The 13,611-nt window shown below is 68.8% G+C and carries 10 protein-coding genes; 8 read left to right on the top strand and 2 right to left on the bottom strand.

Annotated elements, in window-relative coordinates:
* Window positions 1–268 precede the first annotated feature (268 nt).
* Complete coding sequence (locus tag ACX6XY_RS13155) at window positions 269–823, top strand: TetR/AcrR family transcriptional regulator (protein ID WP_460329788.1); 555 nt, start codon at window positions 269–271, stop codon at window positions 821–823.
* Window positions 824–922: 99 nt separating this feature from the next.
* Here ACX6XY_RS13155 and ACX6XY_RS13160 read toward each other — a convergent pair whose 3' ends face one another.
* Together ACX6XY_RS13160 and ACX6XY_RS13165 are read right to left on the bottom strand one after the other, a co-directional pair.
* Entirely contained in the window at window positions 923–1,885 is a 963-nt protein-coding gene (locus ACX6XY_RS13160; protein WP_460329619.1) for a DeoR/GlpR family DNA-binding transcription regulator, read from the bottom strand.
* 179 nt (window positions 1,886–2,064) lie between these two features.
* A complete protein-coding gene (locus ACX6XY_RS13165; protein ID WP_460329621.1) occupies window positions 2,065–3,513 on the bottom strand; it encodes an NAD(P)H-quinone dehydrogenase in 1,449 nt (482 codons plus the stop codon).
* 137 nt (window positions 3,514–3,650) lie between these two features.
* Here ACX6XY_RS13165 and ACX6XY_RS13170 point away from each other — a divergent pair, with 137 nt between their 5' ends.
* The 7 genes from ACX6XY_RS13170 (at window position 3,651) to ACX6XY_RS13200 (ending at window position 13,391) form a co-directional block, all read left to right on the top strand.
* Complete coding sequence (locus ACX6XY_RS13170; RefSeq protein ID WP_460329623.1) at window positions 3,651–4,088, top strand: gamma-glutamylcyclotransferase; 438 nt, start codon at window positions 3,651–3,653, stop codon at window positions 4,086–4,088.
* Window positions 4,089–4,201: 113 nt separating this feature from the next.
* Window positions 4,202–5,032: a purine-nucleoside phosphorylase gene (locus tag ACX6XY_RS13175; protein WP_460329625.1), complete on the top strand. Its 831-nt coding sequence runs from the start codon at window positions 4,202–4,204 to the stop codon at window positions 5,030–5,032.
* Between the two features lie 172 nt (window positions 5,033–5,204).
* On the top strand, window positions 5,205–6,905 hold the full coding sequence (locus ACX6XY_RS13180) for a phospho-sugar mutase (RefSeq protein WP_460329790.1): 1,701 nt from the start codon (window positions 5,205–5,207) through the stop codon (window positions 6,903–6,905).
* 523 nt (window positions 6,906–7,428) lie between these two features.
* Window positions 7,429–7,974, top strand: coding sequence for a hypothetical protein (locus ACX6XY_RS13185; protein ID WP_460329627.1), 546 nt, complete (start codon window positions 7,429–7,431; stop codon window positions 7,972–7,974).
* A gap of 10 nt (window positions 7,975–7,984) precedes the next feature.
* On the top strand, window positions 7,985–8,578 hold the full coding sequence (locus ACX6XY_RS13190; RefSeq protein WP_460329629.1) for a hypothetical protein: 594 nt from the start codon (window positions 7,985–7,987) through the stop codon (window positions 8,576–8,578).
* A gap of 119 nt (window positions 8,579–8,697) precedes the next feature.
* Entirely contained in the window at window positions 8,698–12,600 is a 3,903-nt protein-coding gene (locus tag ACX6XY_RS13195) for an SGNH/GDSL hydrolase family protein (RefSeq protein ID WP_460329631.1), read from the top strand.
* A gap of 80 nt (window positions 12,601–12,680) precedes the next feature.
* Window positions 12,681–13,391: a hypothetical protein gene (locus ACX6XY_RS13200; protein ID WP_460329633.1), complete on the top strand. Its 711-nt coding sequence runs from the start codon at window positions 12,681–12,683 to the stop codon at window positions 13,389–13,391.
* Window positions 13,392–13,611 lie beyond the last annotated feature (220 nt).

A 13,611-nucleotide genomic window follows, 5' to 3' on the forward strand; every position in this document is an offset into this window, starting at 1 on the left:
GCACCGTCAAGGGCCTGACCGCCGAGATCGGCGCCTCCCTCACCTCCGGCGCCACGATCTGCGACATCAAGGACTGACGCACCACCACCACGCCGTCGCCCGTACGGCTTCGGGGCCCCGCCGAGATTCCTGTGACTCCTTGGCGGGGCTCCGGCCGTTGGGGGGCTCCGGCCGTTGGCGGGGGTGGGATGCTGCGGGCATGCGCAAGCCCAGGGAGGACGCGGCGATGACCACCGGTTCAGCTTCGGCGCGGGGTGCGGCGCGCCCCATGCGCGCCGACGCCCGGCGCAACCACGAGCGGCTGCTCGCCGTAGCCCGTGCCGCCTTCGCGGAGCACGGCACGGATGCCTCGCTGGAGGACATCGCGCGGCGTGCCGGGGTCGGGATCGGCACGCTGTACCGGCACTTCCCTCATCGGCACGCCCTGATGAGCGCGGTCTTCCAGGACGCGGTGGACGAACTGCTCGCCCGCTCGCGCGAGTTGCTCGACGATCCGCGGCCGTGCGAGGCGCTGGTCGGGTGGCTGCGGGAGGTCATCACGCACGCGGGCGCGTACCGGGGGCTGTCCCGTGCCCTGATGTCGGTGTCGTACGACGACGCCTCGGCGTTGTCGCGGTGCCGCGAGCCGATGCGGGACGCGGGCGGGGCGCTGCTCGCGCGGGCGCGGGAGGCCGGATCCGTGCGCCCGGATGTCACTATCGGTGACCTTCTCCAGCTGACCAACGCGATCGCGCTGGCGGCGGAGGAGACCCCGTCGGATCCGGGTCTCGCGGACCGTCTGCTGACGCTGACGCTTCAGGGGCTCGCGCCGAGAAACCCGTAGTCAGCCGCGGCGCCTGTAGCCGGCCGCGACGCCCGTGGTCGACCGACCGCGACGCCCGTGGTCGGCCGCGGTGCCCGTGGTCGGCCGCGGCGCCCGTGGTCAGCGGCGGCGGAGGTCCGCCACCCGCGCCGCCGCCCGTTCCGCCCCCGGCGGGGGCTGGTCCGCCAGCGGGCCCGCGCTGCGCAACTGCGGGGCCGTGACGCGGCGTTGGCCCGGCAGGGGGACGTCCCGGCGCGGCTGGCGGCCCGCCGGGACGGGATCACCGCCCGCCCCCTCGCCGGAACACCCCGCGACCGCGATCTGCACGCCCTGGTCGGCCAGGGCCTGGAGTTCCGTACCGGCGCGCTCGTCGTGCGCGGGCGGCTCGTCGGTGACCAGCCGGGTGATCACGTCCGTGGGCACCGTCTGGAACATGGTGTCGGTGCCGAGCTTGGAGTGGTCGGCGAGCACCACGACCTCCGCTGCGGCCTGCACCAGCGCGCGGTCCACGCTGGCCGACAGCATGTTGGACGTGGACAGGCCGCGCTCGGCGGTGAGACCACTGCCGGAGAGGAACGCACGGGACACCCGCAGCCCTTGCAGGGACTGCTCGGCGCCGCTGCCCACCAGCGCGTAGTTGGACCCGCGCAGGGTGCCCCCGGTCATCACGACCTCGACGCGGTTGGCGTGGGCCAGGGCCTGGGCGACCAGCAGGGAATTGGTGACGACCGTGAGACCGGGTACCCGAGCGAGCCGACGGGCCAGCTCCTGGGTGGTGGTACCCGCCCCGACCACGATGGCCTCGCCCTCCTGGACGAGACTCGCGGCGAGGTCGGCGATGGCGGTCTTCTCGGCGGTCGCGAGGTGCGACTTCTGCGGGAGTCCCGACTCTCGCGTGAAGCCGCCCGGCAGTACCGCACCGCCGTGCCGACGGTCGAGGAGTCCTTCTGCCTCCAGCGCCCGCACGTCGCGCCGTACGGTCACTTCGGAGGTCTGGACGACGCGGGCGAGCTCACGGAGCGACACGGCCCCGTTGGCACGCACCATTTCGAGGATCAATTGGCGACGTTCTGCAGCGAACACGAAACTGACAGTAACCCCAACGACCGTCTGCTTTCAGCAGTTTGCGCCGAATAACAGAAGTTGTTCGCACCGGGCGACCGGAAGTGGTATAAGCGCGACCCAGCCCTCCGGGCACTCCCGGAGGGCTGGGTCACAGGCGTCGCTCACATCACCGCACGCGTCACCGCGCGCCGGGAAACCTACAGCTCGGCGGCGGTCTTACGGGTGTGCAACTGCCGCGCCACTTCGGCGATCGAACCCGACAGGGACGGGTACACGGTGAACGCGTTCGCGATCTGTTCCACCGTCAGATTGTTGTCGACGGCGAGCGAGATGGGGTGGATCAGTTCCGACGCGCGCGGCGAGACGACCACACCGCCGACCACGATGCCGGTGCCGGGGCGGCAGAAGATCTTCACGAAGCCGTCCCTGATGCCCTGCATCTTGGCGCGCGGATTGCGCAGCAGCGGCAGCTTCACCGCGCGCGCGTCGATCTTGCCCGCGTCGATGTCGGCCTGGCTGTAGCCGACGGTGGCGATCTCCGGGTCGGTGAAGATGTTCCCCGAGACGGTCTTGAGGTTCAGCGGTGTGACCGTCTCGCCGAGGAAGTGGTACATCGCGATCCGGCCCTGCATGGCCGCGACCGAGGCGAGCGCGAAGACCCCGGTGACGTCTCCGGCCGCGTACACGCCCGGTGCGGAGGTCCTGGAGACCTTGTCGGTCCAGATGTGGCCGGAGTCCTTCAGCCTGACCCCGGCCTCCTCCAGGCCCATGCCCTGGCTGTTCGGGATCGCGCCGACCGCCATCAGGCAGTGCGAGCCGGTGATCACCCGGCCGTCCGAGAGGGTGACCTCGACGCCGTCGCCGACGCGCTTGGCGGACTGGGCGCGCGAGCGGGCCATGACGTTCATCCCGCGCCGCCGGAACACGTCCTCCAGGACCGCGGCGGCGTCCGGGTCCTCGCCGGGCAGCACCCGATCGCGCGACGAGACCAGGGTGACCTTGGAGCCCAGCGCCTGGTACGCGCCCGCGAACTCGGCGCCGGTCACGCCGGAGCCGACCACGATCAGTTCCTCGGGGAGCTCGTCGAGGTCGTAGACCTGGGTCCAGTTGAGGATGCGCTCGCCGTCCGGGAGCGCGTCCGGGATCTCGCGCGGGTGGCCGCCGGTGGCGATCAGCACGGCGTCCGCGGTGAGGGTCTCCTCGCTGCCGTCGGCGGCGCGGACCACGACCTTGCGGGAGCCGTCCAGGGCCTGGCCGTCGTCCAGCCTGCCGCGGCCGCGCATGACTCGGGCGCCGGCGCGGGTGACGGACGCGGTGATGTCGTGGGACTGCGCGAGGGCGAGCCGCTTCACACGCCGGTTGACCTTGCCCAGGTCGACCCCGACCACACGGGCGGCCTCCTTGTCCGGGGGTGTGTCGTCGGCGACGATGATGCCCAGCTCCTCGTACGAGGAGTCGAAGGTCGTCATCACCTCGGCCGTGGCGATCAGAGTCTTCGACGGCACGCAGTCGGTCAGCACCGACGCCCCGCCCAGACCGTCGCAGTCGACGACGGTCACCTCCGCGCCGAGTTGAGCCGCCACCAGGGCCGCTTCGTATCCGCCGGGTCCGCCACCAATGATCACGATCCGAGTCACGTACTCCATTGTCCCGCACCCCTCTACGCGATTCGCCTCCGGGGCTCCGTCCGGCCGCGTCAGCCGCCCGTCTGTTCCCCGGCAGGCCGCTTCATACAGGTTTGTACAACCGAGCCCTCACGGGTCCCTGCCGTACCCTCGATCCCATGTCGCTCTACGCCGCGTACGCCGGCAATCTCGACCCGCGGCTGATGTCCCGCCGCGCTCCCTACTCGCCGTTGCGTGCCACCGGATGGCTGAACGGGTGGCGGCTGACATTCGGCGGCGAGCACATGGGCTGGGAAGGCGCGCTCGCCACCGTCGTGGAGGCCCCGCGCTCCCAGGTCTTCGTGGCGCTGTACGACATCGCGCCGATGGACGAGGACTCCATGGACCGCTGGGAAGGCGTCGGCCTGGACATCTACCGCCGGATGCGGATGCGGGTGCAGACCCTGGAGGGCGAGATGCCCGCCTGGACGTACGTCCTGAACGGCTACGAGGGCGGGCTGCCGTCCGCCCGCTACCTGGGCGAGATCGCCGACGCGGCGGAGTCGGCGGGCGCGCCGCACGACTATGTGATGGAACTGCGGAAGCGGCCCTGCTGAGGGCCGGGCCCGGCGCTTCCGACCCCCGTTTGGCGGAAGACACAACACAACGATCCGGGCACTGTATCCCTGATGTCTACGCGCGTAGGACCTGAGCGGCTACCCTCGTCCGCGTGAACGCAACTCTTACTCCGGGCACCGACGGCGGATTCGCCGACCCGTACTCCGCCGCCGACGCCGCAGCCGCCCGCCTGCGCGAACTGACCGGCGCGGACACCCACGACGTCGCCCTGGTGATGGGGTCCGGCTGGGCCCCCGCCGTGGACGCGCTCGGCGAGGCCGAGGCCGAGTTCGCCGTCACCGAGCTGCCCGGCTTCCCGCCGCCCGCGGTGGCGGGACACGGCGGCAAGGTCCGCTCGTACCGGATCGGTGACAAGCGCGCCCTGGTCTTCCTCGGCCGCACCCACTACTACGAGGGCCGCGGTGTCGCCGCCGTCGTGCACGGCGTGCGTACCGCCGTCGCGGCCGGCGCCAAGACCGTCGTCCTGACCAACGGCTGCGGCGGTCTGCGCGACGGCATGCGCCCCGGCCAGCCGGTGCTGATCAGCGACCACCTCAACCTGACCGCCGCGTCGCCGATCGTGGGCGCGAACTTCGTCGACCTCACCGACCTGTACTCGTCGCGGCTGCGCGCGCTGTGCAAGGAGGTCGACCCCACGCTGGAGGACGGCGTGTACGCCCAGTTCCCCGGCCCGCACTACGAGACCCCGGCCGAGATCCGGATGGCCCGGACCATCGGCGCGGACCTGGTCGGCATGTCGACCGTCCTTGAGGCCATCGCGGCGCGCGAGGCGGGCGCGGAGGTGCTCGGCATCTCGCTGGTCACCAACCTGGCCGCGGGCATGACCGGCGAGCCCCTCAACCACGAGGAGGTCCTCCAGGCGGGCCGCGACTCGGCCACCCGTATGGGCGAACTCCTCACCCAGGTCCTGGGCCGTATCTAGGCACCCCGCCCCGCCGCCGTACGCCGTACGCCGCCCGTGTGCCCGCCCGCTCGCCCTCCCGCCCGACGCGCGGGCCGGGGCAGGACCGGGCGGGCCGGACGGGCGGCCGGACGGGCCGGGCAGGCCCTGGCGGGGACACACACCGTACGCACCGAAAGGCGGAGCAACCGTGCTGCACGACGAACTGATCGCGCGAGCCAGGACGTGGCTGGCCGAAGACCCCGACGCGGAGACCCGCGAGGAACTCGCCAAGCTCATCGACGCCGAGGCCGTCGACGAACTCGCCGACCGGTTCAGCGGCACCCTCCAGTTCGGCACCGCGGGCCTGCGCGGCGAACTCGGCGCGGGCCCCATGCGGATGAACCGTTCCGTGGTCATCCGCGCCGCGGCCGGACTCGCCGCGTATCTGCGGAAGCAGGGCGGCGACACCGACGGCGGTCTGGTCGTCATCGGCTACGACGCCCGCTACAAGTCCGCCGACTTCGCGCGCGACACCGCCGCCGTGATGACCGGCGCGGGGCTGCGCGCCGCCGTACTCCCCCGCCCTCTGCCCACCCCCGTGCTCGCCTTCGCCATAAGGCACCTGGGCGCGGTCGCCGGGGTCGAGGTCACCGCGAGCCACAACCCGCCGCGTGACAACGGCTACAAGGTCTACCTCGGCGACGGCTCGCAGATCGTGCCGCCCGCGGACGCCGAGATCGCCGCCGAGATCGCGGCGGTCGGCGCGCTCGCCGACGTGCCCCGCCCGGAGGACGGCTGGCAGACCCTCGGCGACGAGGTCCTGACCGCGTACCTGGAGCGCACGGACGCCGTCCTGGCCCCCGGCTCCCCGCGCACCGCCCGCGCCGTCTACACGGCCATGCACGGCGTCGGCAAGGACACCGTGCTCGCCGCGTTCGCCCGCGCCGGGTTCCCGGAGCCGGTGCTGGTCGCCGAGCAGGCCGAGCCCGACCCGGCCTTCCCCACCGTGGCCTTCCCCAACCCGGAGGAGCCGGGCGCGATGGACCTGGCCTTCGCCACGGCCCGCCGTACGACCCCCGCGCCCGACCTGATCATCGCCAACGACCCGGACGCCGACCGCTGCGCGGTGGCCGTCCAGGACCCGCGCGTGTCCGACGGCGGCAGCGGCGGCGATGGCGGCAGCGGTGACGGCAGCGGCGGCTGGCGCATGCTGCGCGGCGACGAGGTCGGCGCGCTGCTCGCCGCGCACCTGGTGCGCCGGGGCGTCACCGGCACGTTCGCCGAGTCGATCGTCTCCTCCTCCCTCCTCGGCCGTATCGCCGATGCGGCCGGTCTCGGCTACGAGGAGACCCTCACCGGCTTCAAGTGGATCGCCCGCGTCGAGGGCCTGCGCTACGGCTACGAGGAGGCGCTCGGCTACTGCGTCGACCCCGAGGGCGTACGCGACAAGGACGGCATCACGGCGGCGCTGGTCATCGCCGAGCTGGCCTCGGAGCTCAAGGAGCAGGGCCGCACCCTCCTCGACCTCCTCGACGAGCTCGCCGTCGAACACGGCCTGCACGCCACGGACCAGCTCTCGGTCCGGGTCGAGGACCTGTCGGTCATCGCGAACGCCATGCGCCGCCTGCGCGAGCAGCCGCCGGTCGCCCTCGCGGGCCTGCCCGTGACCCGCGCCGAGGACCTCACCCAGGGCACGGACACCCTCCCGCCCACGGACGGCCTGCGCTACACGCTCGACGGCGCGCGCGTCATCGTCCGCCCCAGCGGCACCGAGCCCAAGCTCAAGTGCTACCTGGAAGTCGTGGTCCCGGTCACCGGCCCGGACCCCGCGGCCCTCGAAACGGCCCGCACGACAGCCGCGGACCGCCTGACGTCCCTGAAGCACGACCTGGCGACCGCGGCGGGCATCTAACCCACCACACCGCTCTCCGCCCTCCGCGCGCCCCCGGCACGGGACAACCCCCCGCGCCGGGGGCGCGCATTTACCACGCACTCGACCAGATCCGGCCCCGTTCCGCCATCGGATGAACGAGCCCTGCCACCTCCCACCTCCCACCAGCCCCACAGGTCAAACACGAACCACCGGCCCCGCCACCGGCCCCGCTCGACCGCACAGTTCCAGCCGCCCCCAGACCGGGCCGGGCTAGAACCACGGCCACGTATGCCACCATGACTGCCGCATCTGCTGGTCCAGTCCAACGGAGCATGCCGGGTTCGGAGACGGGGACCTCCTGCCTGGCCCGGCGGACGCCGCATGCAAGGGGAGGGACCGGCGGCCACGGCCGCCGGCACGGGCCTGGTCTGCGCCCGCCCCCGAGGCCCAGGCACTGACCTTTGCCTGACGGCCTGGGGCCACCGGACCCTCCTCCTCGTGCCCGCACCGTGCTTGACCACCACAGGAGGGTAAACCGATCGTGATCGTCACACGTAAGCCCATGAAACATGCCGCGCTCGCCGCGTCCGCGCTCGCCATGGTGGCCGTGTCCGCCGCCCCTGCCGTCTCCGCCGAGACGCCGGACGTTCCCGCTGACGTCGAGATATCCGCGCTGAAGGTGCCGGTGTCCGGACTGGCGTCCCAGGAGACAAAGAAGACGGTAGAGGCCAACCCGCAGCGGGCCCAGCTGTCGGGGGTCGTGTGTGGCAGCAGCTACCCCAAGCTCGTGCGTGCGGAGCGCCTTCCGGAACCCAACACCCGCAAAGCCACCCTCTACATCTGGCAGGGCAGTAAGACCGGGTCGGGCTACTACGACAAGGCCATCTGCTCGACCCTGTGGAACGACACGGGCAAAGCCCACTACTTGAGGCTCAAGCTGTGCAGTAACTACACCGCCGACCCGTGCGACGAGGACAAGGGAACGTTCTCCAGCTACGCCGGTCCCGTGTATCAGAAGCGGGGCTACTGCGGGCAGACGCTCTCGCAGATGAAGATCGGCGGCAAGCTCGTCGTCAACCGCTACAACCGCGTCGGCTTCTGCAACTGACCGCCCGATCATGGCTAGTCACCGTCGCCGAACAGGTACCGCCCGCCTGGTGTGGGCCTACGGCACAGTCGTCGTGCTCCTGGTCGCCACCGTCATCGGCATAGCCGCTCTCACGGGCGACAGCGGCGGTTCGGAGGCCGGGGCCAGCCCTGTGGAGACAGGGCTGGCCGCGCCCGACGCCGCAGAGCTGGGCAGGGGTTCACCATCGCCCGAACCGGAGCCGAGCACCGTAGAGACCATCGACCCGGCCGCTATGGACAGCCTCCCGCCTACCGAGCCGGACGCGGTGGTCCCCGAAAAGTACCGCGCCCTCATGGAGCGTGATGTGAAGCTGCTGGTCGCTCCGAGGAGGCTCGGCGTCATGGTCACCACGGTCATCACCAACCACGGCGGCGAACCGGCCACCTACGAGCTGGAACTGCGGGTCACCGATGCCGACGGCGGGCCGTTCCACACAGAGGGCGGGATCTGGCCAGAGGTACGCGTCGAACCCGGCGGCCGGTACCAGGACGAAGAGCGATACCACGAGGTACTCCGCGAGGGCATCGACACCCCGGTGCACCCCAAAGTCGAGGTCCTCAGCATCACCCGCACGCCCGTCTGACCACACAGCCCTGCCGTACTCGGCACATGCGGGGAACGACAGGGCCGCATGAGTTCTTGGAGATGTACGTGAGACACCGAATAGGCGGAAGGAGTTGGGCGGCCGTAGCGACAGTGGCTGTGACCGCCTCGCTGCTGCCACCCGCCTACGCGACAGCAGCCGGAACCCCACCCCAGGCCACACCGCCCAAGCCCGAGCCGTCCGTGTCCCCGCCCCCGGAGCCGGGGAAGAAGCTCGGGAAGGGCTGGAAATCCTCCAAGGATCGAGCTGTCACCTCAGCTGCCGACAGCAAGGGCCTGCGCATCCTCACCGCGGACTCCAGTAAAGCCTACGGCTGGAAGACCGCCGCTACCTTGTCCGAGCCCGGCATGGGCGCAGGCATGTGGATCGGCAACGAATGCTCCATCGACGCCGACCACACCGCTGCCGTATACGCACCGCGGACGTTCACCAACAAGCCCGACCTCATGCAGGGCGGGGCGTTCACGGCGATCGTGAACGTGAAGACCGGGGCGGTGGTGAAGCTGCCGTTCACCGCCTCCCTCGCCTACTTCGACCCGTCCTGCAACCCAGACACCCGCACAGCCGCCTTCACGGCCTTCCGTGAGGGTAAGAGCCGTCTCATCACCGTGGACACCTCCGGGAAGGTCGTGGACGACACGACCGCGAAGGGGCAGGTCACCTCTGCCGTCCCGGTCTCAGATGGCGTGGTAGCTGCACGCGGATCGCGACTGGTGCACATCAAGCGGAAGTCGGGGAAGGTCAAGAACCTCGCTGACACGGAGAAGGCACCGTTCCAGATCCATGCGGTAGGCGGGGGGAAGGTCGCTTTCCTCGACCGCAAGGGCAGCAAGACCGCCCACGCCAAGCTGTGGCAGAAGGGCAAGGGAAGCCCGAAGGACATCGCTACGGGCAAGCTGGGTGAGCTGTCCCTGAAGCAGGGCGGTACCGGCCGGGTCTTCCTCACCGGCAAGCCCACCAGCAGCCCGAAGACCAAGGGCACCGGCATCACGGCCCTCGACGACGTACCGGCTGATGCTGATGTGTCCAGTCATGGCCGCCTTGCCGTAGACCCGGTCCTCTCACCCGGTGTCCGGGCGGGTCTGGAGCGCCTCAAGGGCACTGGGCCGGGCAAGGCGCGCATGCCCGAGCCCGCGCCACGGCGTAAGGGCGCCCCGGACCCGCAGACGGGCTCGGAGCCGCTGACGGTCACCTCAACGGCCGTGAAAACGGGAAAGAAGCTCACTCAGCCGGTCAAGGGCCAGCTCGACGGTAAGGGCGCAGGGAAGCCATCTCCCACCCTTACCGACGCCGCCCCGGACGGAGCCCGGACACGCTCGCTTCCGGGTGACGCCAACAGCCCCGTCGACCTCGACCGTCGCTGCTCCGTTCCCCGCAACGACCGGAGCACTCTGGCCCTGCAGCCGACCCCGAACCAGGTCGAGTGGGCCGTCGACATGGCCGTACGCGGCAAGCTCCGCGCCGGGCTCATCGACCAGGGCGGCTGGCGCTCACAAACGGGCCTGGGCACGATCGACCCGCAGGGAATGTTCCCCGCCCCCAAGCTCGTGGGAGGCGGACGTATCCCCGCCAACGTCCTCCTCGGTGTCCTCGCGCAAGAGTCGAACCTGTGGCAGGCCGAATCAGGTGTCGTCCCCGGACAGATGGGCAACCCCCTCGCCGCGGTCGCCGGGTTCTACGGCCACAAGGGCGAGACGTCGGACGAGTACTGGAAGATCCGCTGGGATGAGGCAGACTGCGGCTACGGCGTCGGACAGGTCACCGACGGCATGCGCAAGGCAGGGTACGAGAAGCCCGGTGAGACCGGACTCCCGCCCAAGACACAGCGGGCCATCGCCCTGGACTACACGGTGAACATCGCCGCCTCCATGTACATCCTCGCGGACAAGTGGAACGAGATCCACGAATCGGACCAGAAGGTCACGGTCAACAACGACGACCCCTCCAAGCCGGAGAACTGGTTCACCGCCCTGTGGAACTACAACCTCGGCTTCAACCCGCATGACGACCCCCGCGCACCATGGGGCCTCGGCTGGTACAACAACCCGGCCAACCCCCTGTACCCGCCGCACCGGACCCCGTTCCTGGACACCAGCGTCAACCCCGACGCCAACCACGACGCGGCTCACCCGCAGGACTGGCCCTATGAGGAGAAGGCGATGGGCTTCACCGCCTGGTCCATCGACGCCGGCTTCTCCTACTCCACCTCCGGGCGTCAGGACTGGCCCGGCGAGTCCGGGTTCGCCTCGGCGGGGTTCCGGCCCGCCTGGTGGGTCAGCGACCTTCAGCGGTCGTTCATCAAGCCGGACCTCGACGTGTTCTGCAACCCCTCCAACAACTGCGACGCCAGCAACCCGGAAACCTGCCCGGATGAGGCCTGCTACACCAAGTACTGGTACAACGAGCCCAACACGGTGTGGAAGGACGACTGCGACCGCACGTGCGGGAACGAGAACATCAAGTACGTCACGGTCCGCTCCGAGCCCGGACGCGGCTACCGGCTGCGCTACGGCACCCCCACCTGTACGCCCAACACCAGCAAGCCCGGCGGCCTCCCACCCGGAGCGCTCATCGTCGAATCCGTTCCAGCAGGGACACAGACCTGGTCCACATGCGGAACCGTCCAATCGAACGGAACCTTCGGCTTCCAGTTCTATCCGGGCACCAACGGCGAGTATGAGGCCAAGGGCGACCTCCACCAGATCGGCGGCGGCTACGACGGCCACTTCTGGTATGCCCACACCCGCGATACCGAACGCCTCGGCGGCTACGCTGGCCGGATGACGGTCAAGGGCACCTGGTCTCTCGGCCAAAGCCTCAAGTGGTCCCGCGTGTTCGTTCACCTCCCCGACACTGGAGCCCACACCCAACAGGCCCACTACAAGATCAAGGGCGTCAAGGGAGGCGACCGCGACCGCTACCTCAACACCCACTACAGCAAGAACACCTGGGTCGACCTCGGCGTCTACCAGTTCACCGGCACACCACGGGTCGAGCTGACCAACACCACCGCCGACGGCGACGGAACCGCAGACGACAACATCGCCTGGGACGCCGTCGCCTTCCAACCGCTCTCTGGTAAGCCCAAGGACATGATCGTTGTCATGGGCGACTCCTACACATCGGGTGAAGGCGCGGGCGACTATGCCAAGGTCAGCGACCGCGACCACGGCGAACCAAGCTGGAACGCCTGCCGCCGCAGCGAAAACTCTTGGCCCCGCAAGGTCGTTCTTCCCGGCAGAAGCTCAAGTATCGGTGAACTCGATGACGGATACAGCTCCTCCGTCGACTTTCAGAACGTCTCCTGCTCCGGCGCTAAGACATCCCAAGTCACTACAGGGGACCCCAATTCATGGGGGAGGATCGGCAACTACCACGAGAAGACACAGATCGACTCTGGCGTGCTCAGCGATGACACCACACTCGTCATGCTGACTATCGGCGGGAACGATTCCGACACCTTCACTAGGGCCGTAACCAACTGCTACATCATCGGCGCATGCAAGAGGAGTGACTACATCGACGACATCAACCAGGCGGTTGAGGATACCGGCAGCGCCATCAGGGAGACCGCCTGGGAAGCATCAAATGCACAGATCGTCCTCATGGGCTACCCGCGCATGGTCAGTGAAGACCCCTGCACCCCAGCGGCATTCGATGACCTGAACTATCTAGCGGACTATCTACGGGACAGGCAGAAAGCCAAGGTCGCGGAGTTGAAGAACGACGGGATCAAGGTAGCCTTCGCCGATCCAATCCCCGCTTTCAAGGGTCATGGAATCTGCGATAGCGACGAGTGGATCAACGGTATCGTTACGGGGCCGAACGGAGACGGCGACTTCCACGACGGGGACCCGGCTAACCCAACCTGGTGTCTCCCCTGGCCGGGGGAAAACATCTGCGCCAGCATGGAGTCATTCCATCCGAAGAAGTCAGGCACCACGGCCTATGCCAAGGTCATGGACAAGGTGCTGGTCAGCATCGGATACAAGGGTAGCTAGTGGTACACCGCAGGACAGGCGGTTCGGTGGCTGCGGGACGGTCCCCCCATCTCGCAGCCACCGGCTGTATGACGACCCTGGTGGCTCTCCTCGCCGTCATCACTCTTGCCATTTCCTGGTTCTGGTACACGGTATGGGACATCGGAAACACCAACGACAAGCGCGAGAAAAAGGCCATCTCGCAAGCTCTAGAGCAAGCTAGAACTACAGCTGATGACACAGCCAGCGCACTGAACGAAAGCAACACCACAGGAAACTCGGACACTCTCACCAAAGCCGTATGGGAATACACTAAGGCACCAGTAATCAGCTATAACGGAGGCCGGGAACAGCTTACCGCTACGGTCGCCATAACCACCTACTACGACCAGGAGGGTCTAATCCTTGCAGGAAGGGAGGGCACAGTTAAACGGTGCTTCACCTTCACCTACACCTACACCAGAAATGAGAACCTCTGGAAGCCGCGCACATCAGAACGAGATTTCTCTGTATGCCACCCAGTAGGAATCATCGACTCTATGGCTCGCTCAGTCGAGAAGCGCATCTCGAATATGCATACCGAAGATCTGACACTCGACGGGGTACGCAATGCCTTGGATGGCAGATACGACCATGAGGTCAAAAGCGTGGCCCGGAAGGGAGAAGAGGTAACTATCTCCGTACAGTTCTTCAGTCGGACAGGGCATGTTGACCAGTGCTACCAGTTCACTCGCAGACTCCCAGATAATGACAGCTCCCCCGCAACTAGGGCTCCCACAGTGTCCTGCGACCTGGATGCCACCCGGCCGTAGTGCTGCGTCGGCGTCCCCAGCAGCCGCAGCATCGTCCCATCCATCCGCAACTCCGCAGCGGCAGCTCCTCTCCCGGCCCCGGCACTGGCCCAGACGCTGGCGCTGACTCGCTGTCGTCAGCCATGGCCTGTCTCCTGCTTCTCGTCGAACAACTCGAGCATCGTGCAACGGGACAGACCACTGGTCTGGGCAAGCTGGGCCGGTGAGATCCGGATCGCTG

Source organism: Streptomyces sp. O3 (genome assembly GCF_054788135.1).